Here is a 26,669-nt window from a genome sequence, read left to right on the forward strand (position 1 = left end):
TCACTTCCCCCCGGCCTTGCCCAAATAGATGGCGTGATAGATGGCCTGCGCAGCGTGCAGGTAGTCGAGCGTCGCACGTTTTTCTGCGGCGTCGTTGTAGTCGTCGCGGGCACCGGCGGCTTCGATCACCCGGCCGAGCCAGGCGGCGAAGTAGGCGGCGTCCTCGCGTGCCGGCGGCGCCCCGCCGGGAACGTCGAGCCATACCGGATTGGTGGTCGCGTACGGGTACAGGTCCAGCACCTGCGGATCGGCGCCGTCGTTCCAGGCGCGCAGCAGCAGCCAGCCGCCCTGTGCCAGCTCGACGTCACCCTCTGCATCGAAGCTGCGGCGGTCGCCGTAAAGTTCGAACTGCTTCACGACGCGACCGTTCTGGACCAGCTCCAGGTGTTCGATCGCGACCGGCGAACGCAACGCGACCCGGTAGTTCGCCCGACCCGGCGCCGACAACGCAAGCGTGTCGCCGGGCTTGCGTCCGGCAACGAGCAGCCCCAGCAGCGGGCCGTTGCTGACGAAGCTGTGCCCCTGCTTCAGCGACGCCAGCAGGTCGTCGCCGCCGCGCTGCTCGAGGAACACGCGGTTCATCCCCACCGGGCCGCGCAACGAAGCGTAGTTCGCCATCGCATCGGTGCCGGCGCCGGCCGGCAACCGGTAGCCGAGGTTCAGCAACCGGTACCAGACCGCGGCGGTGGCCTTGTGATCGCTGAAGCCGACCACTTCCAGATAGTCGACCTTGCCGTTGGCGACATCCGCAGGCAGCTGGTGGCTCAGTACCGCGTCCTTCACCGGATCGGGCACGGTGTCGAACGGGTGCACGTAGCCGACCACGCCCTGCTGCGCGTGCGCCAGGTCGGCGATCACGCCGTTGTGCGGGTACGGGCTGGCCATGGCGGTGTGGCGATAGGCGCTGAAGTCCGGCGTGAGGTAGTGGTCGCGCAGGTTGAGCAGGCCCAGGTGGCCCCAGAAGCTGGTGTGGAATTCCTGGGCGTTGGCGATGCGCACCGGACCCGTCGCCACCGACTCACCGAAGTGGTCGATGTCGGGGATGCGCTGCTCCTTGTTGACGATCAGGTTCTCGACCACGTCGAGGTCCTCCGCACGCGCCTGCATGGCCAGGTGCGCGGGCGAGTTGAAGTAGTGCCCGCCGTAGTTCATGTGCACGTGCAGGTCGGCGCTGAGCCACTTGCCGAAAGCGGACGGCAGCGCCTGGGCCTGCAGGTCCGCACGCAGCGCCGTCGTGCTGCCCGCGGCCAGGTCGATGGTGCGCGTCCACGGCAGGTGGGCGAAGCCGTGCTGCACGGACACCGCGGTGGCACCCGCGGGAACATCCAGCGTGCAGGGCGAAGCGCAGTGGAAGTAGTGGCTCTCGGTGGCCTGCAGCGCGCGGTCGAAGCCGTCGTCGGCGTGCATCCAGGCATCGGCCGGCCCCTGTGCGCGGGCGTCGCTGCCCTGCACGCTCACGCGCGCCGGCACGTCACGGCCGCGACCGTCGCGGACCTGGATCTGCAGGCGCGCGGTGGGTGCCAGCGTGCGTCGCTGTTTCGCCACCACGGGCTGCGTCGCGCCGCCGATCACGTCCATCACCGACAAGGCGGTATTGCCGTTCGCATCCTGGCCGATGAAGGCGATGCGGCGACCATCGGGCGACCAGCGCGCGTTGCGGCGATCGCCTTCGCCGAAGGTCAGCGGCAACGGCGGCGCACCATCCAGCGTGCTCAGCCACAGCTGGTGGGTCTGGCGACCGTGGTAGCCGGCGTACAGCAGGCGCCTGCCGTCGGGCGCCAGTTCCGGACGCGCGCTCCAGCTGGTTTCCTCGCGCAGGATGCGCACCGGGACGCGCGTGTTGAGGCTGACCGACCACAGGTCGCCGCTGCCCCAGGCAATCTCGGCGTTGCCGACGAAGACGATGCGCTTGCCATCGGGCGACCACGACGGATTGATCGCGTGGTCGACCGGCGAGTAGTAGTAGCGGTCCAGTGTGCTGCGGCGCTCGCCCAGCAACGGCCTGGCGTTGTGCAGGCCGCTGCCGTCGATGTCGGCGATGAACAGGTTGAAATGGCCGGTGCCCTGGGTCGACACCCAGGCGATGTGCTTCCCATCCGGTGACAAACGCGGCTCGACGTTGACCGCGCCGCCGCTGGTCAGCGCCTGCGAACGTCCGCTCGCCAGGTCGAGCCGCCACAGCTCCATCCCGGCGCCGTCGTAACGGGTGAACACGACGCTGCGTCCGTCGCGGGCGACATCGGGCTGGTAGTCGTACGCCCCACGCGCGTGGGTGAGCTCGACCGCTTCGTCGTCGCCGATGCGCTGGCGCCAGAGCGAGCCGGCCATGCTGTAGACCAGCGACTGGCCGTCGGCGATGAAGCTTGCCGACGACGGGCCGGTGGTGAGCTGTGGCAGATAGAGCTCGCGCCAGTAGTAGCTGTGCGGCAGGTCGACCTGCTTGAGCACGGGCTCGCGACCGGCCGCGGAGGCAGCGCCGACCACCGCCAGCAGCAATGCGGCGGCGACGACCGTACGGCGTGCGCGCATCCGGCTCAGACCCGCGTCTCTGCCAGCGCCTCGTCGAGGCTGATCCGCAGCAGCGCGATCGCCTCGTCGATTTCGGCGCGGTCCACGTTCAACGGCGGCATGAAGCGCACCGTGCTGGTGCCGCACGACAGCAGCAGCAGGCCGTTGTGGAAGGCGCGGGTGATGACGGCGTCGCACAGCGCGCGCGCCGGCGTGCGGGCGGGATCGGACTCGACCAGTTCCATGCCGATCATGAGCCCCCTGCCGCGGACCTCGCCGATGCAGGCGTAGTCACGCATCAGCTCGCGAAGCCTGGACGTGAAGTAGCCACCGGCCTGCCCGGCGTTGTCGGCATACCCGCCGGCGACCAGGTCGATGGTGGCGTTGGCCGCCGCGCAGGCCAGCGGGTTGCCACCGTAGGTATTGCCGTGCGCGCCGCGCTTCCACTGCGACATCAGGCTCGCCGAGGCGACCATCGCGCCGATCGGCAGCCCCGAGCCCAGGCCCTTGGCCAGGGTCATGATGTCTGGCTTCACGCCCCAGTGCTGGCTGGCGAACAGGCGGCCGCTGCGGCCGATGCCCGATTGCACCTCGTCGAAGATCAGCAGGATGCCGTGCTCGTCGCACAGCTCGCGCAGGCCGGCCAGAAAGCTGTCTGGCGGGACGACGTAGCCGCCCTCGCCCTGGATCGGTTCGACCAGGATGCCGGCGACTTCGGCTGCCGGCACGCTGCGTTCGAACAACATGCGGATGTAGTCCAGCACCGCCACGCCCTGGTCGCTGCCGGCGAACAGCGGCCGGTACGGGTTCGGGTACGGCACGTGGGTGACGCCCGGCATCGTGGCGAAGAAGCCCTTCTGCTGGGTGTACTTGCTGGAGGTGAAAGCCAGCGAGCCCATCGAGCGGCCGTGGAAGCCGCCGAGGAAGCCGATGAAACGCGGTCGGCCGGTGACGTAGCGCGCCAGCTTGATCGCCGCTTCCACCGACTCGGTGCCGGACTGGCACAGGAAGCTCATCGCCTCCCCGCCTTTCATCGGTGCGATGTTTGCCAGGCGCTCACCCAGCGCGGTCATCTGCTCGTGCCAGTAATCGCTGGAGATGTGCAGGAACTGGTCGGCCGCGTCCTTCACCGCCTGCACCACCTGCGGATGGGCGTGGCCGGTGCTGCATACCGCGATGCCTGCGGCGAAGTCGAGGAAGCGGTTGCCGTCGACGTCCCAGACCTGCGTGCCGCGCCCGTGCGACATGACGAACGGGTAGTCGCGCGGGTACGACGGTGAAATCACCCGCGCATCGCGCTCGATCATCGCGCGCGCCTTCGGGCCGGGCAGTTCGGTACGGATGTGGTCGTTGCGCATGGCGGGCTCTCGAAGGGGGGTCGGGTGGGTCATGCCGTCACCTGCGGCAGCACGACCGGTCGCGCATGTGCCTCGCGGGTGCGCGCCTGCAGCGCGCGCAGGATCGCCAGTTCGGATTCGCTCGGTGCGGCGATGGTCTCCACCGTCTCGGCCAGCAGCAGCGGCCAGGCCACCGCTGTGCGCGCCTCTTCGACCGTGGCGCCGGCATAGAGCGCGCTCAACCGCAGCTCGTCACTGCGCGGGTGCGGGGTGAGGATGCCGAAATCGGTGATCACCGCGCGCGGACCGTCGCCGGTCGCGCCGCTGCGTGCGCGCGCGCCGTGGCCATCGAGGTAGCCGGCCGAGGTGCGGAAATCCAGCTGCTCGACCAGGCTGCGCGGCGACGCCTTGAGCATGACGAAGGTCTGGCGCGCGTGCGCCGCGATCTCCGGCGCGCCGCCGGCGCCCGGCAGGCGCGTGGTCGGTGAATCGTAGGGACCGATCACGGTGCTGTTGAGGTTGCCATAGCGGTCCACCTGCGCCGCGCCGAGGAAGCCGACATCGACGCGTCCGGCCTGCAGGTAGTGGCTGAACACTTCCGGCAACGGCACCACGAACGATGCCGTCTCGGCCAGCTCGCCGTCGCCGATCGACAGTGGCAGCACATCCGGCCGGGTGCCGATCGTGCCCGATTCGTAGATCAGCACGATGTCGGGCGCATGGGTGAACCGCGCCAGGTTGCAGGCCGCGCTCGGCAGGCCGATGCCGACGAAGCAGACGCAGCGGTTCCACAGCATGCGTGCCGCCGCCACGGTCATCCATTCATCGCGGGTGGCCGTGCTCATGCCGCCTCCGCCCGCAGGCTGGCGAGGAAGCCGGCGTGGTCGTTGGTTTCCAGCACGTGTTCGCGCATCCAGTCCTTGAAGCCGTCGCGGTCGCGCGAGATCGCATCCCAGCGCTGGTAGAAGGTGTTGTCGCGCGAGTAGTGCCCGTGCGCGTAGGACGGATACGCGCCGCCCGGGCAATGCACTACCGCATCCACGGTCCAGTGCGGCAGGACGATGCCGTTCATCGCCGGCTCCAGGCGCTCGACGATCTGCTCGACCGTGACCACCAGCGCCCCCGCCGCCAGTGCCGCCTCGCGTTGCGCGCCGATGATGCCGCGGATGGCGACGTTGCCTTCGCGGTCGGCGCACTGGGCATGCAGGATGGTCACGTCCGGGTTGATTGCCGGCACCGCCGCGAGGCGCTCGCCGGTGAACGGGCATTCGATGCGGCCGATGCGCGGGTTGGCCTTGTCGAGATCGTTGTCGAGATAGCCGCGCAGCACGCCGAAGGGCAACCTCGACGCGCCGGCGCAGTAGGCCGCGGCCATGCCGGCGTGGCTGTGTTCGTCGAGCTCCAGCGGTTGCGGCCAGCCATGCTCGACTGCGTCGCGCAGGCGGTGCAGGGATCCGATCCCGGGATTGCCGCCCCAGGAGAACGTCAGTCGCCGCGCGCAGCCCATGCCGATCAGCTGGTCGTAGATCAGGTCCGGTGTCATCCGCACCAGGTGCAGGTTGCGCCGCCCCTGGCGAATGAGTTCATGGCCGGCGGCAAACGGAATCAGGTGGGTGAATCCTTCCAGTGCCACGCAGTCGCCGTCGGCGACGTGGGCGGCGAGTGCTTCGCGCAACGACATCAGGCGCATCCGCGGCTTACTCCACGACCGTGCGCGACTGTTCGCGCAGGTACTGCTGCAGGTAATAGAACGACGCGATCGCCTTGCCGGTCGAGCCCGATCCCTTCCAGCCGCCGAAAGGCTGGTAGCCCGGCCAGGCGCCCGTGGTGGCACCCTGCGGACGGTTGGCGTAGGTGACGCCGGCCTCGATCCGGTCCTGGAACCACGGCACTTCGTCGCTGCCGCCGTAGAAGCCGGCGGTGAGTCCCATGTCGGTGTCGTTGGCCAGGCGCATCGCGTGTTCGCGGTCGCGATAGCGGTGCAGCATCACGATCGGCAGGAACATCTCCTGCTTCCACAGCGGATGCGCCAGGTCGGCTTCGGCCAGCACCGGCTCGACGTAGTAGCCACGCGCCAGCTCGCCGTCGCGCAGCTGGCGGCCGCCGGCAACCACGGTCGCACCGTCGGCCTGCAGCTGCTGCATGTAGCCGGCGTAGTTGCCGTAGGCGCTTGCGTTGATGACCGGTCCCAGCCAGTTCTCGCGGCTGCGCGCATCCCCTATCCGGATCGCCTCGATCTTGCCGCGCAGCAACCCGATCAGTTCGTCGGCGACGCTGTCGTGCACGTACAGCCGCGACAGCGCCGAGCACTTCTGTCCGCCCATGCCGAACCCCGAGCGGACGATGCCGGTGGCGGCGCGCTCCAGGTCGGCATTGGCCGTGACGATGCACGGGTTCTTGCCACCCATCTCGGCAATGCACGGCCGCGGGTAGGCGCCGCCGGCCATCTGCCGCAGCAGTTGCATGCCGACGCCGACCGAACCGGTGAAGGTGATGCCGGCGGTCAGCGGATGATGCGCCAGCGCCTCGCCGACATCGCGGCCCGATCCGGACACGTAATTGAAGACGCCCGGCGGCAGGCCGGCATCGCGGATGCAGTCCGCCAGCAGGCGGCCGGACCACGGCGTGTCGCTGGCGGCCTTGACCACCACTGTGTTGCCGGTCACCAGCGCCGCCGCGACCGGCCCACCGGCCAGCGCGAACGGGAAGTTGAACGGCGCGATCACCACCCACACGCCGTGCGGCCGCATCACGCTGCGGTTGCGCGAGACCACGCCGTCGAGCGGGTCGTTCGGCAGCGGCCGGTCGAAACCGGCGTTCTGTTCGTAGTCGTCGGCGTAGTAATGGAAGAAGTCGACCGTCTCCTGCGCCTCGCCGAGCGCTTCCATGCGGTTCTTGCCCACTTCCAGGGTCAGCGCCGCGGCGATGTCGTAGACGCGCTCTTCCATCAGGTCGCCGACCTTGCGCATCAGGCGGGCGCGCTCGGCCACCGGCAGCGCACGCCAGGCCGGGAACGCCGCGTGCGCGGCGCGCATCGCGGTGTCAACGTCACCGGCGTTGGCCAGGGCGAACTCGCCCAGCGACAGGTGGCTGTCGATGGGGCTGTGGCGTGTCGCGTAGTCCGCCGCGGCACGGTCCTGGCCGTCGATGAAGAGCTCGTGGCGCCGCCCCAGGTCCGCGCTCACCCGGGCCATCGCGGCCTCGAAGCGCTCATGCATCGCCTCGGGCGGGTTGAACATCGTGGCGTAGGTCAGGCGGAAGCTCATTGCGGCCTCGCTGCGATCAGGACGATCGCGCTGTGGATGTCATGGAAGATCGCGGGATGGACGAGAGTGGATTCAAGCTCATTGCGAGAAGAAACGCGTCAGCAGGCGATCGAGCAGCGACAGCGCATCGCCAAGCTCGTCCTCGCCGATCACCAGCGGCGGCGCCAGCACGATGAGGTTGCCGCGCATCGCGAACGACACGCCTTCGGCCATCGCCGCTTCGACCAGCGCCTTCAGTGCCGGCGGCGTCTGCGGCCATGGCGCCAGCGGCGCGCGGCTGTCGCGGTCGGCGACCAGTTCGATCACTGCGAACAGGCCGTGACCGCCGCGGACGTCGCCGATGACGCGGTGGCGCGACTTCAGCAGTTCAAGCTCCGTCAGCAGTTGCACGCCGAGCGTGCGCGAACGCTCGATCAGGCCCTCGTGTTGGTACGCCTGCAGCGCCGCAACACCGGCGGCGCAGGCCAGCGGATGGCCGCAATAGGTCAGGCCGGAGTGCAGCATCTCGTGCTCGAGCCTGGCGGCGACCTCGCGGCTGAGCACCACCGCGCCCAACGGCAGGGCGGCACCGGTGAGGCCCTTGGCCAGCGTCATCAGGTCGGGACGACCGGCCTCGCCATGGCGCTGCCAGGCGAACCATTCGCCGCAGCGGCCGAACGCGCTCATCACCTCGTCGGCGATCAGCAGGACGCCGCGATCGGCGGTGTGCGTGCGCAACGCCGGCCAGTAGTTGTCCGGAGCGACGATGCCATTGGTGCCGGCATCGGGCTCCATGATCACGGCGGCGACGTTGTCGACACCCAGGTCGTCGATGCGATCGGCGACTGCAGCCGCGGCGCGAACGCCGCACTGCTCCTCGTCGCGGCCGCCGAACGGGCAGCGGTAGCCATACGGCGGCGGCACGTGGTGCACGCCCAGCGCCCGCGGATCGATCCCCAGCGCATGCGCGCGGCTGTCGCCGGACAGCGCCATCGCCAGCTGGGTGGCACCGTGGTACGAGCGTTCGCGGGCGATGATCGCGCCGCCGGGCTTGCGCGCGGCCTGCCTGGCGATCCGCACCGCGTGCTCATTGGCATCGGCGCCGCCGAGGGTGAAGAACACCCGGCCGCCCTCGAAGCCCGAACGCTCCAGCAGCGCCTGCGCCAGCTCCGCGCGAGGGGTCGCGCCCCAGGCGTTGGTGACGAAGCACAGGCGCTCGGCCTGCGAGCGGATGGCCTCGACCAGGCGCGGGTGCTGGTGGCCGAGATTGCTGCACTCGGCCAGGCTGCTCATGTCGAGGATCTCGCGACCGTCGACCAGGTGCAGACGCGCGCCCTGGCCACCGACGACGGTCGGCGCGTGCCAGTCGGCCTGGACCGACCAGCTGTGCAGAACACTGTCGCGCTCAGCGATCGACATCGACGGCACCCCCATGGACGGCACGCCCCCCAGCAACAGATTGTGCGCTATGCGCACGGATGTGCGTATTGCGCACCACTCTACGGAAGCCCTAATCTCGTCGTCAATCCGGTCCCCGTCGGTTTCGAGCGGACTGCAACACGACACCGTCAAGGAGCGAAGGAACCCGGCATGCCGAGGAAAGCAGAAGGCTCGGACCAGTTCGAGGACGGCGGCGATTACGTGCAGTCGCTGGCCCGCGGGCTGTCGGTGCTGTCCGCGTTCGGGCGCGACCGCAACCGCCTTGGCCTGGCCGACATCGCCACCCGCACCGGCCTGTCGCGCGCCGCGGCCCGGCGCCTGGTCCTGACCCTGCAGCACCTGGGCTACGTCCGCGCGGTCGGCCGCGAGTTCATGCTCGGTCCGCGCGTGCTCGAGCTGGGCTTCGGCTACCTGGGCTCGCTCAACCTCACCGACCTCGCCCAGCCGCTGATGGAAGACCTTGCCCGCAAGGTGCGCCAGAGCAGCTCGATGGCGGTGCTCGACGGGCAATCGATCGTCTACGTGCTGCGCGTTCCCGGCCAGCGCGTGATGAGCGTGAACCTGGGCGTCGGTGCGCGCCTGCCGGCGTTCTGCGCGGCGATGGGCCGGGTGCTGCTGTCGGGCCTGGACGATGCCGAGCTCGACGCCTGGCTGGCGCAATGCAAGCCGACCCGGCTGACGCCGCACACGCAGACCGACCTGCGCCGCCTGCGCGGGATCGTTACCGACGTGCGCATGCAGGGCTATGCCTACGTCGAGCAGGAACTCGAACTGGGCCTGTGCTCGATCGCGGTGCCGCTGCGCAATGCGCAGGGCAGGATCGCCACCGCCATCAACGTCTCCATGCCCTACCACCCCGATGCCGCCCGCCACGCCATCGAGAACGTGCTGCCGCAACTGGAGCAGACGGCCCAGGCCATCGAAGGTTGCGTGCCGGCCAACCGCTTGCAGGCGGTGACTGCATGAGGGACGTCGGCTGATGCACGGCATGCGCCCCGTCTATCTCTGCGACGGCGTGCGCACGCCGTTCGGACGTTATCGCGGCGGCCTGTCGATGGTGCGCGCCGACGACCTGGCGGCACTGCCGATCCAGCAGCTGATGCAGCGCAATGCCGGCCTCGATCCGGCGGCCATCGACGAGGTCATCCTCGGCTGCGCCAACCAGTCCGGCGAAGACAACCGCAACGTCGCGCGCATGGCGCTGTTGCTGGCGGGACTGCCGCTGTCGGTGCCGGGCGTGACCGTCAACCGGCTCTGCGCATCGGGACTGGAAGCCGTCGGCCAGGCCGCGCGCGCCATTGCGCTGGGCGAGGCCGAACTGGTGATCGCCGGTGGCGTGGAGAGCATGTCGCGCGCGCCCTACGTCATGGGCAAGGCCGATGCCGCGTTCGACCGCGGACAGGCCCTGCAGGACACCACGCTGGGCTGGCGCTTCGTCAATCCGAAGTTCGAGGCGCTGCACGGCGTCGACCCGATGATGCGCACCGCGCAGAACCTGGCCGATGAGCACGGCATCGACCGCGACGACCAGGATGCGTTCGCACTGCGCTCGCAGCAGCGCGCGGCGCGGGCCATCGCCAGCGGTCGCCTTGGGCGCGAGCTGATGGCGGTCGGCAAGCTCGACAGCGACGAACAGCCGCGCGCCGACACCACGCTGGAAAAGCTCTCGTCACTGGCGCCGGCCCTCGGCGCCGGCACCAGCATCACCGCCGGCAATGCCTCGGGCATCAACGATGGCGCCTGCGCGCTGTTGCTCGCCGGCGAGGACGCATTGGCGCGCCATGGCCTGGTGCCGCGGGCCCGCGTGCTCGGCATGGCCAGCGCGGGCGTGGCGCCGCGGACGATGGGGATCGGCCCGGTGCCGGCGATCGGTCGGCTGCTGCCGCGGCTGGGCCTGGGCCTGGACGATTTCGACACGATCGAGATCAACGAAGCCTTCGCCGCCCAGGTGCTGGCGGTGACCCGCGCGCTCGGCCTGGCCGACGACAGCCCGCGGGTCAACCCGAACGGCGGCGCGATCGCGCTCGGCCACCCGCTCGGCGCCAGTGGCGCCCGCCTCGCCCTGACCGCGATGCACGAACTGGAAAGCGCCGGCCAGCGGCGGGCGCTGCTGTCGATGTGCGTCGGCGTCGGCCAGGGGGTCGCCCTGGCCCTGGAGCGCGTTTCGTGAACCTGTCACTGAACCGTTCGACTTGCGTACTGTTAAAAATTGGTGATTGTTGTCGCCTGATTCGGCATAGTCGGATGGCGTCATCGCACTGCCAGCCCCAGCCGTCCTGTCACGCGTGAGACCCCGCATGAGCGCCGCACCCGAGCCCACTGCCACCCTCGAGATCGCACTGGCCCACGCCGTGCGGCTGCTCGACGAGCAACCGGCGCTGGCCGCGGCACAGGCCGCGGAGATCCTGCAGGCCCTGCCGGACCACCCGACCGCGCTGCTGGTGCTGGGCGCCTCGCGCTCGGCCTGCGGCGACAGCGACGGCGCGCTGGCAGTGCTCGAACCGCTCGCCCACGCCCAGCCAGGTTCGGCGCGGACCCAGCTGGAGCTGGGCATCGCCCTCGGCCGCGTCGGCCGCGGTGACGAAGCGTTGCTGGCATTGCGCCGCGCGGTCGCGCTCAAGCCCGACCTGCCCAGCGCCTGGCTGGCCCTGGGCGATCACCTCTCGGCGACCGGCGACAATACCGCCGCCGAAGCCGCCTACAGCCAGCACATCCGCTATTCCAGCCGCGACCCGGCGCTGCTGCGCGCCGGCGCGGCGCTGGCCGAGAACCGCATCCCTGAGGCCGAGGCGCTGCTGCGAGCGCACCTGGCCAAGTCGCCCAACGACGTCGCCGCACTGCGCATGTTCGCCGAGCTGGCCGCACGCCTGGACCGCAGCAGCGACGCCGAGAAGCTGCTGGCGCGCTGCCTGCAACTGGCCCCGGACTTCCATGCCGCCCGCCAGCACTACGCCCTGGTCCTGCACCGCGGCAACAAGTCCGGGCAGGCGCTGGTGCAGATCGACACGCTGCTCGCCACCGCCCCGGACAACCCCGGCTATCGCAACCTCAAGGCGGCCGTTCTGTGCCGCATCGGCGACTACGCGACCGCCATCGGCCTGTACGAAGGCATCCTGCGCGCGTACCCGCGCCAGACCCGTGCGTGGATGAGCTACGGCCACGCGCTCAAGACCGCCGGCCGCCAGGACGAATCGATCGCCGCCTACCGCCGCTGCATCGCGCTGGAGCCGTCGCTCGGCGAAGCGTGGTGGAGCCTGGCCAACCTGAAGACCCTGCGCTTCACCGCGGACGACATCGCGACAATGCGCGCGCAGCTGGCGCAGCCGCGCCTGTCGGACGACAACCGCCTGCACCTGGACTTCGCGCTCGGCAAGGCGCTCGAGGACGCCGCGCAGTACGAGGCCTCGTTCCAGCACTACGCGCGCGCCAATGCCGTGCGCCATGCCCAGATCGACTACAACGCCGGCGCCACCACGGCCAAGGTCAACCACGTCCGCCAGCTGTACACGCGCGAGTTCTTCGAGCGCCGCGCCGGCAGCGGCGACGACGCCCGCGACCCGATCTTCATCGTCGGCCTGCCGCGCTCGGGTTCGACCCTGCTGGAGCAGATCCTGTCCAGCCACAGCCTGGTCGAAGGCACGATGGAGCTGTCGGAAGTCACCTCCATCAGCCGCGAGCTGCGCTCGCGCGCCGGCCCCGATGCCGCGGGCCCGGGCCGCTACCACGACGTGCTGGCCACGCTCGACCACGACGAGCTGCGCGCCCTCGGCCGCCGCTACCTCGATCGCACCCGCATCCACCGCCACACCGACGCGCAGTTGTTCATCGACAAGATGCCCAACAACTTCATGCACGTCGGCCTGATCCAGCTGATGCTGCCCAACGCGCGCATCATCGACGCGCGCCGGCATCCGCTGGCGTGCTGCTTCTCCAACTTCAAGCAGCACTTCGCCCGTGGCCAGGGCTTCAGCTACAGCCTCGACGACATCGGCCGCTTCTACCGCGACTACGTCGCGCTGATGGCGCATTTCGACGACGTGCTGCCGGGCCGCGTCCACCGCGTGATCTACGAACGCATGGTCGACGACACCGAGCACGAGGTGCGCCGCCTGCTCGACGCCTGCGGCCTGCCCTTCGAGGAACAGTGCCTGCGCTTCTTCGAGAACGAACGGCCGGTGCGCACCGCCAGTTCCGAACAGGTGCGCAAGCCGATCTTCCGCGAAGGCCTCGATCAGTGGCGCCATTACGAACCCTGGCTCGAACCGCTCAAGGCGGCGCTCGGCCCGGTGCTCGACACCTACCCCGAGCCACCTGGGGAACATTGAAGCAAGCAGTTCGGTTTCCGCTCTATTTCGTCCGTCTGGGGAGAGAAGAACGATGCAGAAGTCCGGCAGTAGATCACGTACACACGTCGCACCCGCGCGGCTCAAGCGCTTCCCGCTGACGGCAGCCATCTGCCTGGCGTTCGCCTCGCCGGCGTTCGCACAGGATGCCGCCACGCAGGCCCCGCCCGCCCAACCGGCCCAACCCGCGCAGACCGCCGGCCAGCGCGAGGCACTGGTGCTCGACACGGTCACGGTGACCTCGCAGAAGCGTTCGGAAAACCTGCAGAAGGTGCCGATCAGCATCGAGGTGCTCGGCGAGCAGAAGCTCGACGAACTCAACATCACCGATTTCGAGGACTACGTTAAGTTCCTGCCGAGTGTCTCCTACCAGACCTTCGGCCCGGGCTTCTCGCAGATCTACATGCGCGGCGTCGCCAGCGGCGGCGACGGCAACCACTCCGGCTCGCTGCCGAGCGTGGGCGTGTACCTCGACGAGCAGCCGATCACCACCATCCAGGGCCCGCTCGACCTGCACATCTACGACGTCGCCCGCGTCGAGGCGCTGTCCGGCCCGCAGGGCACGCTGTACGGCGCCAGCGCCCAGGCCGGTGCGCTGCGCATCATCACCAACAAGCCCGACGCCAGCGGCTTCTCCGCCGGCTACGACCTCGAGCTCAACAGCGTCAGTGACGGCGGCATCGGTCACATCGAGGAAGGCTTCGTCAACGTCCCGCTCAGCGACTCGGCGGCGATCCGCCTGGTCGGCTGGAACCAGCACGACGCCGGCTACATCGACAACAAGCCGCAGGACCGCCAGTTCCCGATTCGCACCGACGACGGCGGCACGCCGGACGACACCAGCGACGACACCCGCGCCAGCTGGGGCGGCGTGCTGACCAACCGCGACTGCACCAGCACCGACCTGCTGGTCTGCACCGGCCGCGCCGACGACGACTACAACGACGTCGACACCACCGGCGCACGCCTGGCCCTGCGTTGGGACATCTCCGACGACTGGGCCATCACGCCGATGATCATGGGCCAGACGGCGAAAGCCAATGGCGCCTTCTTCACCGACCGCGAAGTCGGCGACCTGGCGATCAGCCACTTCTACAAGGAGAAGTCGGACGACCGCTGGTGGCAGGCCGCCATGACCGTCGAAGGCAAGATCGGCAACTTCGACCTGACCTACGCCTACGGCCACCTCAAGCGCGACGTCGACGTCGACTCCGACTACAACGACTACGGCTTCTGGTACGACACGCTGGCTTCCTACAGCGCCTACGACGACAACGACAACTTCATCAACCCGTCGCAGTACATCCAGGGCAAGGACCGCTACAAGAAGGACAGCCACGAGCTGCGCCTGAGCTCGCCGGGCGAAGACCGCTTCCGCATGACCGCCGGCCTGTTCTACCAGACCCACAAGCACGACATCGAACAGCGCTACAAGATCGACGGCTTCGGCTCGCAGTACTCGATCACCGGCTGGCCCGACACCATCTGGCTGACCAAGCAGGAGCGCGAGGACAAGGACGAGGCGGTGTTCGGCGAGTTCTCGTACGACTTCATTCCCGAAGTGCTGATCGGCACCATCGGCGGCCGCCACTTCCGCTCCGAGAACAGCCTCAAGGGCTTCTTCGGCTTCAGTGACGGCTGGTCGTCGGGTTCGTCGTACGGCGAATCGATCTGTATCGAGCAGTTCGGTCCGGACCCGGCCAGCTGGCCGTCGTTCAATGGCGCGCCGTGCCAGATCTTCGACAAGACGGTCAAGGAAAGCGGCAACCTGGGCAAGGCCAACCTGACCTGGCAGATCAACCCGAGCAAGATGATCTATGCCACCTGGTCCGAAGGTTACCGTCCTGGCGGCATCAACCGCCGCGGCACGCTGCCGCCGTACCTGTCGGACTACCTGACCAACTACGAGATGGGCTGGAAGACCAGCTGGGCCGACAACCGCGTCACCTTCAACGGCTCGGTGTTCCACCAGGAGTGGGAAGACTTCCAGTTCTCCATCCTCGGCGCCAATGGCCTGACGGAGATCAAGAACGCCAACCAGGCCAGCATCGACGGCCTGGAGATGGACGTGAACTGGGCCGCCACCTACAACCTGCAGATCGGCGCCGGCGTGGCGTTCTACGACGCCAAGCTGACCGAGAACTACTGCGGCTTCACCGACGACGCCGGCAACCCGGTCACCGACTGCGCCGATCCGGAAGCACCGGACGGCACCCGCCTGCCGGTCACGCCGGAGTTCAAGGGCAACATCATCGCCCGCTACAACTTCACGCTGGGCACGATGGATGCCTTCGTGCAGGGCGACGTGGTGCACGTGGGCTCGCGTACCTCGGACCTGCGCATCCTCGAGCGCGGGATCCTCGGCGACCTTGATGCGTACACGGTGGCCGACCTGTCGGCTGGCATCAGTCGCAACAACTGGACGGCGAGCATCTACATCAACAACGTGTTCGACGAGCGCGCCGACATCTACCGCTTCGCCAGCTGCGCGGAGACCGTGTGCGGTGCTTCGGGCGTGGTGCCGGAATACCCGAACGGGCAGATCTACACCGTGACCAACCAGCCGCGCACGATCGGCATCCGGTTCGGGCAGAAGTTCTAAGGGCGCGCACGAAAGAGGTACGGGGTGAGGGAAGCCGGCGGCAATCGGGGGGTTGCCGCCGGCTGTTTTTCTTGAGCCCTCCACCGCGTAGCCCGGGTAAGCGAAGCGCACCCGGGAACGCGGCGGCCCCAAGGTGCGCGGTGTGCCCCGGGTGCGCTGCGCTTACCCGGGCTACGTCCACACGACATGCCGGCGACCAGTAGACTGCGCCCAACGGGTTGGGGGTCGGCGGGGTCGATGAGGACACTGGTTCTGGGTGGCTACGGCAACTTTGGCGCGCGCATCTGCCGTGCCCTGGCCGGCGATCCTTCCATCCATCTGCTCGTCGCAGGACGCAACCGCGACCAGGCGCAGCAACTCGTCGACACGCTGGATGGCACCGCCAGCGCGGTGGCCGTCGACTTCACGGCAGCGGACTTCGCGCAGACCCTCAGGCAGCTGGACGTGGGACTGGTCGTGCACGCGGCCGGGCCGTTCCAGCAGCAGTCGTACGCCGCGGCACATGCCGCCGCCGAGGCCGGCGCGCACTACATCGACCTCGCCGACGGCCGGCGCTTCGTCTGCGACTTTCCGTCAGCGCTAGACGCGCAGTTCCAGGTCGCCGCGCGCATCGGCATCACCGGGGCGAGCACGGTCCCGGCCCTGTCATCGGCCGTGGTCGAGCATCTGTGCGCGGGGTGGACCGCGATCGATTCGATCGATATCTGCATCGCGCCCGCGCAGACCGCGCCGCGCGGCAAGGCGACGCTGGCGGCGGTGCTCAGCTACTGCGGCGAGCCAATCAGGATCTGGCGCGGCGGAGCATGGAGCCAGGCGCCGGGCTGGGCCAGCCCGGAGCGCGTCGACTTCCTGCGCATGCGCCCGCGCATCGGCGCGCTGTGCGACATCCCTGATCTCGAGCTTTTTCCGACGCACTACGCCGTGCGTGACCGCGTGATGTTCCGGGCCGCGCTGGAAGTCGGGATCACCCAGCGAGCATTCGCGCTGCTGGCGGCGCTGCGCGCCCGTGGCCTGCTGCGACGGCCCGAGCGACTGGCCGGCCTGTTGAATCGAACCGCCGTTGCGCTCGACCCCCTCGGCACGGCGCTGGGCGGGATGGTCGTCCGCGTCGAAGGCCTCGACGGGCACGGGCGTCCTGCCCGTCGCGCCTGGCACATCGCGGCCGACAACGATCATGGCCCCGAGATCCCGTGCATGCCCGCGATCCTGCTGGCGCGCAGGCTGGCCGCCGGTACCGCGATGCCGGCCGGCGCCTTCACCGCCACCGGTCTGTTGTCGCTGACCGAGTTCCAGGGCGAGTTCGCACGCTGGGGCATGGTGACCGACATCGTCGACGAAACTGCGACGTCCACTTGCGAGCCCATCACGGACGCCACTCCCGCATGACGACCTACCTGCTGGTGAAGTGGATCCACATCCTGTCGAGCGTGGTGCTGGTCGGCACGGGCTTCGGCACCGCCTTCTATCTGTTCTTCGGCAACCGCAGCGGCAACGTGCAGGCACAGGCCGTGGTCGCGCGACTGGTGGTGCGCGCCGACTGGTGGTTCACCACGCCGGCGGTGCTGATCCAGCCTGCCAGCGGTTTCCTGATGGCCCACCTGGCCGGCTGGCCGCTGACGACACCGTGGCTGGCGCTGTCGATCGGCCTGTATCTGGTGACCGGCGCGCTCTGGTTGCCGGTGGTGTGGCTGCAGGTCCGGATGGCGGCCATGGCGACTGCAGCGGCCAAGGGCGGCGACGAACTGCCGGCCCGGTACTGGCGCTATGCGGGATGGTGGGAGGCACTCGGCTACCCGGCCTTCGCGGCCATGCTGGCGGTGTTCTACCTTATGGTGGCCAAGCCTGCGAGCTGGTCGCAGCTCCTTCCCTGATGCCACGACGGCCTTTGCCGATGACCATGACGACTCGTCGCGATGCGATACCCAGGATCGGCCTGGCGCTGGTCGTGGCGTTCCTCGCCTTCGGTTGGCTGGTTGCAGGCACCCATGCAGCCGGGACTCCATTGCACTCCGTCGTGCTTGTCGTTCCTGTTGCCGGCGGTGGCACATGACCGCACTGGTCGTGCTTCCCGGTCTGGACGGGACCGCGACCCTGTTGTCCGCTTTCGCCGACGCGGTTCGCCCGCACTTCTCCTCGGTGCAGGTTGTTTCCTACCCGAGAGATCAGATCCTGGATTACCGGGAACTTGAAGCTATCGCCCGAAGCGAACTGCCCACCGATGCCCCATTCGTCCTGCTGGGCGAATCGTTCTCCGGTCCCATTGCGATGTCGATTGCCGCCAACCCACCAGAAGGGCTGGTCGGCCTGGTGCTCTCGACCACCTTCTCGCGTCGCCCGGTCCCTTCGCTGTTGCCGTTTGCACCTTTTACCTCGATCGCACCGGTCCGGCGCTTGCCGGAGTCGTTGCTTTCCTGGCTGCTGCTGGGAGATTGGGCCACGCCCGGTCTGCGGTCGTCGCTGCGAAGCGCGCTGGCGTCGGTGTCGCCCCGCGTTTTGAAGACCAGGGCCGCGGCGGCACTCCGGGTCGACTGCTCGGCCTGCCTGGAGAGGATCAAGGTTCCGGTCCTGTACTTGCGTGCTACCGGGGACCGGCTGATATCCAGGACCATTGCCGACAGCATCGCTGCGACGACACCCCAGGTCACCGTGGTAGACATCGCCGGACCGCACCTCCTGCTCCAGGCCGCACCCGGTCCATGCGCCGCCGCAGTAGTCGGGTTCTCGACCCAGACCCCAGCGGAGTACCTTGGTGATCACGGCACGTCCGCACGTCACAGTCCCATTCCGCAGAGACCCGCATGAACAAGCCGATCCCGCTGATTGCCGTTGCCGCCCTGATGGCTGTTGCTGCTGCGGGGACTTCGTTCGCTTCCGGGTCGGGCAGCGCGGCGGGCACGAAAGCTGCCGCAGATCCGTTGTTCGACACCATCTCGACGATGGATACCGAGGTGTTTGGCGCGTTCAACACGTGCAGTGAGCCGGGGCAACTGCAGAAGCACGCAAGTTACTTCGCCCCCGATGTCGAGTTCTATCACGACACCGGCGGCGTAACCTGGTCGCGGCAGGAGATGCTCGCCAACACCGAGAAGTACGTCTGCGGCCATTTCCGCCGCGAGCTGGTGCCAGGCACGCTCGTGGTCTATCCGATCAAGGATTTCGGTGCGATCGAACAGGGCTCGCATCGTTTCTGCCAGTTCGATACGGGCAAGTGCGAGGGCCTGGCCGACTTCCTGATCGTGTGGAACAACAACAACGGAAAGTGGCAGATCACGCGGGTGCTCAGTTATGGGCACCGGGCCAACAAGTAGTTGCCAGGCGAGGCGCGGCCCGGAGAGATCTACCTCTTCCGAGTCGAGGCCCTCATGAGGTCAGCTGTCAGGCAGCGGCGAGCTTGAGTTTGCCAACCCGCTGCAAGTCGACGTGCTGGCGTGCGACCCAAAGGTCGTAAGCATCCTGCATGGCAAGCCAGCTCTCAGGAGAACGGCCTATCGCCTTGGACAGGCGCAGTGCCATCTCCGGGGTGATGCGGCTGGCTCCCTTGAGGACGCGACTGAGGGTGGACGCCGCCACATCCAGCTTCCCGGCCAGCTCACGACCGCTGATGCCGTTGGGCTCGAGGTAGATGTCGGTGATGAACTCACCCGGATGGGGAGGATTGTGCATAGTCATTAGTGATAGTCCTCGTAATCCAGGACGTAGGCGTTCCCGTCCTTGAACTCGTACGTCATCCGCCCGTTGCCGTTGACCGTGATTGCCCAGCGCCCCCGCATGTCGCCCTTCAGTGCGTGCAGTCGGAACCCCGGGATGTCCATGTCCTCCATGACCTGTGCTGTGTCAAGCGCAGACAATTGCATCCGGAGCCGTCTGGCATGGCTTGCCTGGACACCCGACGCGCTGCCTGTCTCAAAGAGTCGGCGCAATCCTTTGTGCCGGAACGACTTGATCATACCCCACTGTATCATGTTGCGCACCACGCAACAAACGAGCCCCGGTGCCGACCAAGCGTATGCTCAGTTGCGCTCCTGGGCCGCAGGATCGGTGTGAACAAGGCTTCAACCGCCAGCAGCGACAATTCGCCTTCCGGGCATTCGGAGATTCCAGGATGAAGTACCAGGGAAGCTGCCATTGCGGCCGCGTCGCGTTCGAAGTGGAAGGCACCATCGACAGCGGCCTGTCGTGCAATTGCTCCATGTGCGGCCGCAAAGGTTCGCTGCTCTGGTTCGTTCCGCGCGACCAGATGCAGCTGAAGACCCCCGAGGATGCGGCGAGCACCTACCTGTTCAACAAGCACTTGATCAAGCACCGCTTCTGCCCGGTGTGCGGGATCCATCCGTATGGCGAGGGCACCGACCCGAAGGGCAACCCCATCGCCGCGATCAACCTGCGTTGCCTTGAGGACGTCGACCACGCCGCCATCCCGGTCCATGAGTACGACGGCAAATCGAAGTGACGAGCGCGGCGACCCGCCTATTTGGCAGGCCGTTCAAGTTGCAGGTGCTCGAAAACCCGAAGCCCAAGCTTGCTGCCTGAGGCGCAGATGGCCTTGTTCCTGCCTGTACTGCACTTCTTGATGCTTGAAAGCAGCGACTGCACATCGTCGTAGTTTCGACCCGATACGGCTGAACTGATGTGGACGAACGAACCCCGGCCGGTTTCCAGGTACACGTCGAGGTCATAAGCAGGGCCGTCCGTCGACTGGACACGGGTCCGCACCGCGACGCCATCGATGCGGGTGGCATCGAGTGTTCCTTGTTCCGGCAGGTCGGGATGGTTCCCCACATACATCACTGCAACCTCGCCACCGTCGCCGAACACTTTGTAAAGCTCGAAATCCGCAGGTGTCGAATACTCGACCTCGGCTCCGAGCGGCGGACGAAAACAGAACCCATGACTGAACATCGAGCATGGGTACGCCGAAAGGTCGGCAGCGGGTGCCGTGCCGACCAACACAAGTCCGAGCAGGCATGCCAGAACACGTGTCACTCCTCGTCCTCGCGAGATTGAGTCTGCGGCGGCTTTTTTCGCAGTTCCTGAGTCACTCATGGCCTGCCCTTCAGTATGTGAGGCGAGTGTCCTCGATCCGATGGACGGACGATCATCGGGTTCCCATCGTCGATCTTCAGGCACGCCGACCGAAGCGCGAGCGCTCCTGCCACCACGTGGCAGCGCTCGCCAGCAGCCACGCCAGCCACCAAGGCCAGCGCTCACCGGGGTGACCCGGAACTGACACCGCTGCCGCGACGTTGACGGCCGAACCGGCCGCCAAGCGCGCGGTCGCATCACGCATCTCACCCGCACGCAGGCCCGGCGCCGCTGCAGGCGCACGCACGAAGAACGACAGTGACTGCTCCCCCGATCGCAGCTGGTGCCAGCCGGAATGGCGCGGCCAGAACGCGGCGCAGTTGCGCGAGCCCGTGGAGGGGTCGCGCAGCAGCGCGACGGTGTCGCCTGACGGCGTCCTTACGTTTGCACCCGCGCCGAGGGCGCACAGTGCGATGCGTCCGTGCTGGCGTGGCTCGCCTTCGATCTCAAGCTCACTGCGGGCCTGTGCGCGACCAATCGTGGCCAACGCGCTGCTCCACATCTCGCCGTGCAGGTCGTCGCGACCTGCCAGCACCAGGCGGTAGCTGTCGGTCAGCGTCCACAGCGCAACGCGTCCACGCCCTTGGGCACGCCACGCAGCGAGCCAGCCGCCGGCGTCGTCGCGCAGCAGCGGCACCGCGTCGCTTGGCTGGATGCGCAGGTCGCGTCGTGTCAGTGCAGGAAGGTCGGGCAATGCGGCGTCATGCAGCCTCGGTGCGTCCGGTGTTCCGGGCCCGATGCGGGCGCGGGTGGCATCCTCGTCGCGCGCGGGGGTCGCAAGCTTCACTGTCGCCGAATCGCTGCCGCCGGCAACCGCGAACCCAAGCGCCTGCAGGCGGCGACGCTCTGCCGGCGATGGCGTGGCGGTCACGCGCAAGAGGACACCCAGGCCGGTGTTGATCGCATCGTTCAGCGCGGCACGCTGGCTGTCGCCCAGTGCGGACCAGGCGCGCTCGTCCAGGATCACCAGGTCGAAGCGGCCGAGGTTTGGGGCGTTGATCGCGACAGGCGCATCGCCCAGTTGCATGCCACCGCCGACCGAGACCTGGGTCTGCAGGGTCAGCCCGGCGTCGCGGGCCCAGCGGCGCAGGTACTCGACCTCTGGACCCGGTGCACCGGCCATCAGCAGCACGCGCGGTGGCGTCGCGGCGGCGGCCTGCAGGGGAAGGTCCACGTCTTCGACGATGGCCTGTCGCGCGTCGCGTAGGCGGATGATGTAGCCCGCCGTGCCTGCCACCCGCGGGCTCGCGGTCAGCGTGAAGCGTCCGTCGGCCGGCAGTGCGATGCGGTCGACGCGACGGCGACCCGGATCGATCAGTTCCGCGGAGCCACCTGGCAGATCGTTTGCACGTCCGCCGACTACGAAGTCCGCACCGGCAACCACCAGACGCGGCGCCTGCAGCTCGACCAGTCCACGTGGCAACGGAAGGGCGCTGAACTCCAATGCCAGGCCGCGTGCGGCATCGCGATCGCGCGCCTCAAGCCCCGCGCCGACGATGCGCACGCGCTGCGTGCCGGGGTGCTGCCGCAGCGCCGTGGCGAGATCGGGCGCGCGCTCGACATCACCCAGCGGCGGCGCCTCGGGCAAAGCGACAAAGGCCTCACCGCCGCGGCCGGCGCCCAGCTGTTCGGTAGTCGCGCCTGCAGTGGCGACGACCAGCGTGCCGGCTTCGCCCGGCAGCGAAGGCGGCACCAGCGCAAAGTACAGCAGCGTCGCGCACACCGGTTGCGCCAGCAGCAGCAAGACGATGCGCCACCCGCGCGAGCGTTGTGCCGGCTGCGCGCGCCACTGGCGGCGCAGCAATCTCGCGGACGCGACCACCGCCGTAATGGCGAGCAGCGCGGCCACCAGCAGCGGCAGGTTGAAGGCAGGCGCGGTCACTTGGGTTCCTCCTGGCGCAACGCCTCCAGGTAACGCCGTCCCGCGGCGTCACCGGCATTGCGCCGTGGCACGGCCGCGGCCGGACGCGGCAGCAGCGGCCAGAGCAATGCACGCAGGTCGGCGCGGCAGGTCACGCAATCCGGGTCGGCGCGCAGCGCTTCGATTGCGGCGACGAAGGCGAGCGGGTCGGCCAGGCGCGATTCGTGCTCGCGCAGCCAGCGCTCCAGCGCGGTGAAGTCGATCGGCGCAGCGGCAACCTGCGATGCATCCAGCGAGCTCCACAGCGCCGCCAGCGTCGGGTCGGCGATGTCGGCTGCCACCAGCGCGTCGTCGCGGCGCGCCAGGCCGGCGCGATCGCCGCTCATGCGGCGGCTCTCGTCGATCGGCGGCAGCTCCGGACCGACGCGGGCCAGGTAGATGCGCGTGGCCTGCTGCACCTGCTTGATGAATCTCAACGCGCGGTAGGCGTACGGCAGTGCGAGTTCGGGATGGCCCTGGCGCAGGTGACCTTCCGACTGCCACATCTCGTCGAGGGCCGACTTGAGCAGCTTGCGCGTCTCGGGATCGAGCAGCGTCGCCGCTTCGGCGTGGTCGTGGGTGTGGCCGTACTCTTCGAGCACCGCGCCTTCCTCGCCGAACTTCCCTGCCCCGCCCGCTTCGGCGTGGCCATGCTCGTCGGCGGGTGCCGCGGTCGTTTCGTCCGCGCCATGCGCGTCGTCGGCGTCGGCGTCGTTTGTCGGCGGCGGCTTCGGTTCGCCTTCGGCCTCTTCGCCGAGGAACTGGCCGTAGCGCAGGCGCAGGATGCGCTGGTCGACGCCGATCGCGTCGCTGCGTTTCACGTAGCGGTCGGCCTCGAGCTTGCGTTTTTCCTTCAGCAGCGCCTCGGCGTCGATGATGATCTGGCGCTGGCTGCGGAAGTACGCGGGCAGCACCTTCTTGACCATGCCTTCCAGGCCCGTGGTCTCGGTGCCCAGGTCGGACGGCCAGCGCAGGATCAGGCTCGCGCTGCGCGCCGACTGCACAGTCGGAGTGCGGTTGTCGTTGACGCTCAGCTGCACGATCAGGTCGTCGCCGGCGGCCAGGCCGAGTGCGGCCAGGTCGAGGCGATGGGCAAAGCGCTTGACCGTCGCGCTGCCGCCGCCGCCGATGGTCATCGACTGCTCGCGGAAGGTGATGTTCTCGCCGCTGCCCTGCGCCAGGGTGATGCGCAGCGTCGCGGTGGAGGCGACGCCGTAGTCGTCGCTGCCCTCGAACGCCAGCGCCCAGCTGCGCTGCCCCTGCGTCATCAGGCTCAGGCTGCGGTCGGGTTCGAGCACCCGCAGCTGCGGGGCGCGGTCGGGGATGGCGTCGAGGCGGTGCAGCGTCGCCGGCTGCAGCGGCGGGGCATCGTGCACGACGATGCGGTACAGCGCCGAGCGGGCGAGTACGTCATTGCCGCGCCAGTCGTCGCCTTCGCGGCTGAGCTTGAGGCGACGGCCGTCGTGGAAGACCAGTTCCGCCGATGCCGGCTGCGGCGCGAAGCCGAGCGTCCATTGCAGGCGCGTGCCTTGCGGCGCCTTGGCGTCGAGGGTGGCGTCGTCGCGCGCGGGCTGGCGCGTGTAGCCGGGCGGCGTGATCTGCAGGCGCTGCTGCACGATGCGGGTCTGCGTCGGTGCGGCGGGGGTGACGCCGACGCTGGACAGCACGTCTTCGAAGGTCGCGCCCGGGCGTGCCGGCCACAGCAGTGTTGCTGCGATCGCCACGATGGCGATGCTGTTGCCGATCGCATGCACGCGTGTCGACCAGCGCGGACGGACGTCCGGCGGCGGCGCGTTCTCGATGCGCTGCTGAAGGCGACCGAGTTGCAGCCGCTCCAGGCCGGTCATGCTGGCGGTCGGCGCGAACAGCAGGTCGGTGCTGTCGTCCATGTCGGTGCGGCTGGCGTCCAGCTCGCGGACCAGCCAGCGCGTGTCGAGCATCCGCGCGCGATGGAAGGCGAATGCCGCTGTCGCCACGGCCGCGACCAGCAGCACCGCCAACGCTGCGGCGATTCCGCCCAGGCGCCAGGCCAGGGCGATGGCGACCAGCATCCACGGCACGCAGCGCAACGCGGCATCGAGGCCACGACGCCGGCGTGCCTGCTGCAGTGCGCGTTGCAGGACGGTCATCGCGCTCATGGCGCCACCGTCCGGCGTGCGCCGGTGGCCAGCCAGCGTTCGGCCAGGAACAACACCGCAATCAGCAGCACCAGCCACGGCTGCAGGTCACGCGGCGACTGCGGGAATACGGGGCCGCCGGCCAGCGGTGCGTGCGTGGCTGCGAGCACGCGCGTCGGTGCCGCCCTGGGCGGATCGAACAGCGTGCGCAGCTGTTGCGGGAAGTCTGGCTCCAGCAGCGCCGGCATCGCCTGCGGTGCGAGTTCGCGGGTGAAGCGCATCACCCGGCCCTTGCCGTAGGCCGCGCCCTCGACCAGCGGGGCGCCGGTGGCATCGCGCCACAGCACGGTAGTCGCCGGCAGGTTGGCCATCGTGGCGCCGTGGTCGAGCAGTGCAACGCCGCCTTCGCGTGCCCACGCATCCACGGCGGCGGGCAGCGGTCCAGGCGCCAGCCAGATCAGCTGCCGGGTGTTTGCAGGCAGGGGCTGGGTGTGCGGTGCCTGGTCAGAGGCAGCCTTCGTGTTGCCGGCGCTCCATGCGGCCTGGGCGGCACGCAGGTAACGCATCGCCGCTTCACGCTGAGGTGCATGGCGAATGCTCGGCGCGAACGCCGCCACGTTCGGCTGCGCGGGTCCGGTCGGCATCGAGCCGGGCAGCACGCGCCATTGGATGCGATGGCTCAGGCTGGGCAGTTGTGCATCGACACCGCTGAGTTGTTCGGGCACCAGCACGGTCAGCGTCGCACCCGCGGGCAGATCGGCATCGAGCTCGCGCAGCAGGCTGATCACCGGCGCAGACGCTCGGGGTGCAGGCTCGTCCAGCGACGGGAATCCCGGCGCCAGCCAATGCCATCTGGCGTTTTCCGGTGCCGGCTGCGCGCGCGCCTGCTGCAGGTCCACGCCCGGCACCACGGCAATCCATGGCGCATCGCTGGCGCCGCCGACGATCACCGGTCGCGCCAGCAGCAGCGCCAGCGCGATGAGAAGCAACAGCCGCAGCGCCAGCAGCAGCCATTCGTCGAAGCGTATGCGATGGCGTGGCTTGGGCTTCTGCCGCAGCCAGCGCAGCGCGGCGAACTGGATCGGCCGCTGCTCGCTGCGTCGCGCCAGGTGGATCAGCAGCGGCAGCAACAGCGCCGCGAGCGCAGCCAGGCCGGCGGGCAGCAAGAACGCCAGGCTCATGCGTACTCCGCCGCGTCGCGGGAGCCAAACAGCCGTCGCAACGGCAGGTCCAGCGCCTGGTCGAGCACGTAGCGCGCGTGGCGGATGCCGCTGCCATCCAGGCGCGCATCGAGCTCGCGGCGCGCGGCTTCGAAACGGCGCAGGAACTCATCGCGCATCGCAGTGCCATCGCCACGAAGCTCTTCGCCGGTTTCGGGGTCGCGGAACACGTGGCCGCCACGGAACGGGAAGTCGCGCTCTTCGGCGGTGAGGATCTGGATGGCGGCGACTTCGCGGCGTGCGGCTGCCAACCGCGTCACTACTTCCAGTGCACCTTCGTCGAAGGCATCGCTGAGCAGCACGACCAGGTCGCCGGCGCCGATGCGCTCCCACAACGGGCGCAGGCGCTCAGCCGACGGCCAGATGCCACCTGCCTCGACGCGTTGCAGTTCGAGCATGAAGCGGTCGCGCTGGCGCAGGCCGCCGCCGGGTGCGAGCACACGGACACCGTCGCCGTGCAGCACGGCCAGCCCGAAGCGGTCGCCCTGGCGCAGCGCCAGTTCGGCGACGCAGGCGGCCAGGCCCTTTGCGGCTGACAGGCGCGACCAGCCTGGGCGGGCCGCGTCTTCCTGCGCCATCGATGCGGTGGCATCGACCAGCAGCCACACCGCGAGCGGGCTTTCGCGCTCGGCTTCGCGGACGAAGAAACGGTCGGATCGTGCGTAGAGCTTCCAGTCGACCTGGCGCAGCTCGTCGCCGGGCTCGTAGGCGCGGTACTGGGCGAATTCCAGTCCGGCGCCGCGGCTGCGGCTGTGGTGCAGGCCGATGCCCTGCAAGCCGACCGCGCGTCGCGAGGTCAGGCGCAGGTCCTTCAACCGCGCGCGCACCTGCGGCGGAATGAAGTCGACGAAGCTCGAACCCGGACTGACCACGTG

Annotated in this window: 22 protein-coding genes; 9 read left to right on the top strand and 13 right to left on the bottom strand. The window is 68.9% G+C overall.

Annotated elements, in window-relative coordinates; all coding sequences use genetic code 11:
* From MNR01_RS08745 to MNR01_RS08770, 6 genes are all read right to left on the bottom strand, one after another.
* Positions 1-2,529, bottom strand: a complete 2,529-nt coding sequence (locus tag MNR01_RS08745; RefSeq protein WP_241920505.1) for a CehA/McbA family metallohydrolase — start codon at positions 2,527-2,529, stop codon at positions 1-3.
* A 5-nt stretch (positions 2,530-2,534) separates the two neighbouring features.
* Positions 2,535-3,866: an acetyl ornithine aminotransferase family protein gene (locus MNR01_RS08750; protein WP_241920506.1), complete on the bottom strand. Its 1,332-nt coding sequence runs from the start codon at positions 3,864-3,866 to the stop codon at positions 2,535-2,537.
* A gap of 29 nt (positions 3,867-3,895) precedes the next feature.
* Positions 3,896-4,690, bottom strand: a complete 795-nt coding sequence (locus MNR01_RS08755; RefSeq protein WP_241920507.1) for a CoA-transferase — start codon at positions 4,688-4,690, stop codon at positions 3,896-3,898.
* Complete coding sequence (locus tag MNR01_RS08760) at positions 4,687-5,535, bottom strand: CoA-transferase (RefSeq protein WP_241920508.1); 849 nt, start codon at positions 5,533-5,535, stop codon at positions 4,687-4,689. Before MNR01_RS08760 ends, MNR01_RS08755 begins: the two co-directional genes overlap by 4 nt.
* Before the next feature lie 7 nt (positions 5,536-5,542).
* Positions 5,543-7,111 carry an aldehyde dehydrogenase family protein gene (locus MNR01_RS08765; protein ID WP_241920509.1) on the bottom strand — a complete coding sequence of 523 codons (1,569 nt, stop codon included), beginning with the start codon at positions 7,109-7,111 and terminating at the stop codon, positions 5,543-5,545.
* A gap of 78 nt (positions 7,112-7,189) precedes the next feature.
* Positions 7,190-8,509: an aminotransferase class III-fold pyridoxal phosphate-dependent enzyme gene (locus MNR01_RS08770; RefSeq protein ID WP_241920510.1), complete on the bottom strand. Its 1,320-nt coding sequence runs from the start codon at positions 8,507-8,509 to the stop codon at positions 7,190-7,192.
* Positions 8,510-8,680: 171 nt separating this feature from the next.
* Between MNR01_RS08770 and MNR01_RS08775 the strand changes: the two genes are divergently transcribed.
* From MNR01_RS08775 to MNR01_RS08810, 8 genes are all read left to right on the top strand, one after another.
* A complete protein-coding gene (locus tag MNR01_RS08775; protein WP_241920511.1) occupies positions 8,681-9,496 on the top strand; it encodes an IclR family transcriptional regulator C-terminal domain-containing protein in 816 nt (271 codons plus the stop codon).
* A gap of 22 nt (positions 9,497-9,518) precedes the next feature.
* On the top strand, positions 9,519-10,700 hold the full coding sequence (pcaF, locus tag MNR01_RS08780) for a 3-oxoadipyl-CoA thiolase (RefSeq protein WP_241920512.1): 1,182 nt from the start codon (positions 9,519-9,521) through the stop codon (positions 10,698-10,700).
* A 127-nt stretch (positions 10,701-10,827) separates the two neighbouring features.
* Positions 10,828-12,855 carry a tetratricopeptide repeat-containing sulfotransferase family protein gene (locus MNR01_RS08785; protein ID WP_241920513.1) on the top strand — a complete coding sequence of 676 codons (2,028 nt, stop codon included), beginning with the start codon at positions 10,828-10,830 and terminating at the stop codon, positions 12,853-12,855.
* A gap of 52 nt (positions 12,856-12,907) precedes the next feature.
* Positions 12,908-15,475 (top strand): TonB-dependent receptor, encoded by a 2,568-nt coding sequence (locus MNR01_RS08790; RefSeq protein ID WP_241917452.1) that lies wholly within the window; start codon positions 12,908-12,910, stop codon positions 15,473-15,475.
* Positions 15,476-15,712: 237 nt separating this feature from the next.
* A complete protein-coding gene (locus MNR01_RS08795; RefSeq protein ID WP_241917453.1) occupies positions 15,713-16,861 on the top strand; it encodes a saccharopine dehydrogenase NADP-binding domain-containing protein in 1,149 nt (382 codons plus the stop codon).
* Positions 16,858-17,346, top strand: a complete 489-nt coding sequence (locus MNR01_RS08800) for a DUF2269 domain-containing protein (RefSeq protein ID WP_241917454.1) — start codon at positions 16,858-16,860, stop codon at positions 17,344-17,346. The genes MNR01_RS08795 and MNR01_RS08800 overlap by 4 nt, the downstream gene beginning before the upstream one ends.
* A 175-nt stretch (positions 17,347-17,521) precedes the next feature.
* On the top strand, positions 17,522-18,277 hold the full coding sequence (locus MNR01_RS08805) for an alpha/beta hydrolase (protein WP_241917455.1): 756 nt from the start codon (positions 17,522-17,524) through the stop codon (positions 18,275-18,277).
* Positions 18,274-18,783: a nuclear transport factor 2 family protein gene (locus tag MNR01_RS08810; RefSeq protein WP_241917456.1), complete on the top strand. Its 510-nt coding sequence runs from the start codon at positions 18,274-18,276 to the stop codon at positions 18,781-18,783. The genes MNR01_RS08805 and MNR01_RS08810 overlap by 4 nt, the downstream gene beginning before the upstream one ends.
* Before the next feature lie 67 nt (positions 18,784-18,850).
* Here MNR01_RS08810 and MNR01_RS08815 read toward each other — a convergent pair whose 3' ends face one another.
* Both MNR01_RS08815 and MNR01_RS08820 read right to left on the bottom strand, forming a co-directional pair.
* On the bottom strand, positions 18,851-19,144 hold the full coding sequence (locus MNR01_RS08815; RefSeq protein ID WP_241917457.1) for a HigA family addiction module antitoxin: 294 nt from the start codon (positions 19,142-19,144) through the stop codon (positions 18,851-18,853).
* Positions 19,144-19,422 (bottom strand): type II toxin-antitoxin system RelE/ParE family toxin, encoded by a 279-nt coding sequence (locus MNR01_RS08820; protein ID WP_241917458.1) that lies wholly within the window; start codon positions 19,420-19,422, stop codon positions 19,144-19,146. Before MNR01_RS08820 ends, MNR01_RS08815 begins: the two co-directional genes overlap by 1 nt.
* A 155-nt stretch (positions 19,423-19,577) precedes the next feature.
* On the opposite strand from MNR01_RS08820, the gene MNR01_RS08825 reads away from it, so the two are divergent.
* Positions 19,578-19,925, top strand: a complete 348-nt coding sequence (locus tag MNR01_RS08825) for a GFA family protein (RefSeq protein ID WP_241917459.1) — start codon at positions 19,578-19,580, stop codon at positions 19,923-19,925.
* Positions 19,926-19,942: 17 nt separating this feature from the next.
* Here MNR01_RS08825 and MNR01_RS08830 read toward each other — a convergent pair whose 3' ends face one another.
* The 5 genes from MNR01_RS08830 to MNR01_RS08850 all read right to left on the bottom strand — a co-directional run bounded on the left by MNR01_RS08830 (position 19,943) and on the right by MNR01_RS08850 (position 26,666).
* Entirely contained in the window at positions 19,943-20,458 is a 516-nt protein-coding gene (locus MNR01_RS08830) for a hypothetical protein (protein ID WP_241917460.1), read from the bottom strand.
* 136 nt (positions 20,459-20,594) lie between these two features.
* Entirely contained in the window at positions 20,595-22,439 is a 1,845-nt protein-coding gene (locus MNR01_RS08835; RefSeq protein WP_241917461.1) for a carboxypeptidase regulatory-like domain-containing protein, read from the bottom strand.
* Positions 22,436-24,586: a DUF4175 domain-containing protein gene (locus tag MNR01_RS08840; protein ID WP_241920574.1), complete on the bottom strand. Its 2,151-nt coding sequence runs from the start codon at positions 24,584-24,586 to the stop codon at positions 22,436-22,438. Before MNR01_RS08840 ends, MNR01_RS08835 begins: the two co-directional genes overlap by 4 nt.
* Before the next feature lie 5 nt (positions 24,587-24,591).
* Positions 24,592-25,755 (bottom strand): BatA domain-containing protein, encoded by a 1,164-nt coding sequence (locus MNR01_RS08845; RefSeq protein ID WP_241917462.1) that lies wholly within the window; start codon positions 25,753-25,755, stop codon positions 24,592-24,594.
* Positions 25,752-26,666 (bottom strand): DUF58 domain-containing protein, encoded by a 915-nt coding sequence (locus MNR01_RS08850; protein ID WP_241917463.1) that lies wholly within the window; start codon positions 26,664-26,666, stop codon positions 25,752-25,754. The genes MNR01_RS08845 and MNR01_RS08850 overlap by 4 nt, the downstream gene beginning before the upstream one ends.
* Positions 26,667-26,669: the final 3 nt, after the last annotated feature.

This window comes from Lysobacter sp. S4-A87 (genome assembly GCF_022637455.1).
Taxonomy (GTDB): domain Bacteria; phylum Pseudomonadota; class Gammaproteobacteria; order Xanthomonadales; family Xanthomonadaceae; genus Lysobacter_J.

Coding starts and splice junctions, on each gene's coding strand:
- MNR01_RS08745 (WP_241920505.1), bottom strand. CDS start 2,529: ATGCGCGCACGCCGTACGGTCGTCGCCGCCGCATTGCTGCTGGCGGTG.
- MNR01_RS08750 (WP_241920506.1), bottom strand. CDS start 3,866: ATGCGCAACGACCACATCCGTACCGAACTGCCCGGCCCGAAGGCGCGC.
- MNR01_RS08755 (WP_241920507.1), bottom strand. CDS start 4,690: ATGAGCACGGCCACCCGCGATGAATGGATGACCGTGGCGGCGGCACGC.
- MNR01_RS08760 (WP_241920508.1), bottom strand. CDS start 5,535: ATGCGCCTGATGTCGTTGCGCGAAGCACTCGCCGCCCACGTCGCCGAC.
- MNR01_RS08765 (WP_241920509.1), bottom strand. CDS start 7,111: ATGAGCTTCCGCCTGACCTACGCCACGATGTTCAACCCGCCCGAGGCG.
- MNR01_RS08770 (WP_241920510.1), bottom strand. CDS start 8,509: ATGTCGATCGCTGAGCGCGACAGTGTTCTGCACAGCTGGTCGGTCCAG.
- MNR01_RS08775 (WP_241920511.1), top strand. CDS start 8,681: ATGCCGAGGAAAGCAGAAGGCTCGGACCAGTTCGAGGACGGCGGCGAT.
- pcaF (WP_241920512.1), top strand. CDS start 9,519: ATGCGCCCCGTCTATCTCTGCGACGGCGTGCGCACGCCGTTCGGACGT.
- MNR01_RS08785 (WP_241920513.1), top strand. CDS start 10,828: ATGAGCGCCGCACCCGAGCCCACTGCCACCCTCGAGATCGCACTGGCC.
- MNR01_RS08790 (WP_241917452.1), top strand. CDS start 12,908: ATGCAGAAGTCCGGCAGTAGATCACGTACACACGTCGCACCCGCGCGG.
- MNR01_RS08795 (WP_241917453.1), top strand. CDS start 15,713: ATGAGGACACTGGTTCTGGGTGGCTACGGCAACTTTGGCGCGCGCATC.
- MNR01_RS08800 (WP_241917454.1), top strand. CDS start 16,858: ATGACGACCTACCTGCTGGTGAAGTGGATCCACATCCTGTCGAGCGTG.
- MNR01_RS08805 (WP_241917455.1), top strand. CDS start 17,522: ATGACCGCACTGGTCGTGCTTCCCGGTCTGGACGGGACCGCGACCCTG.
- MNR01_RS08810 (WP_241917456.1), top strand. CDS start 18,274: ATGAACAAGCCGATCCCGCTGATTGCCGTTGCCGCCCTGATGGCTGTT.
- MNR01_RS08815 (WP_241917457.1), bottom strand. CDS start 19,144: ATGACTATGCACAATCCTCCCCATCCGGGTGAGTTCATCACCGACATC.
- MNR01_RS08820 (WP_241917458.1), bottom strand. CDS start 19,422: ATGATCAAGTCGTTCCGGCACAAAGGATTGCGCCGACTCTTTGAGACA.
- MNR01_RS08825 (WP_241917459.1), top strand. CDS start 19,578: ATGAAGTACCAGGGAAGCTGCCATTGCGGCCGCGTCGCGTTCGAAGTG.
- MNR01_RS08840 (WP_241920574.1), bottom strand. CDS start 24,586: ATGACCGTCCTGCAACGCGCACTGCAGCAGGCACGCCGGCGTCGTGGC.
- MNR01_RS08845 (WP_241917462.1), bottom strand. CDS start 25,755: ATGAGCCTGGCGTTCTTGCTGCCCGCCGGCCTGGCTGCGCTCGCGGCG.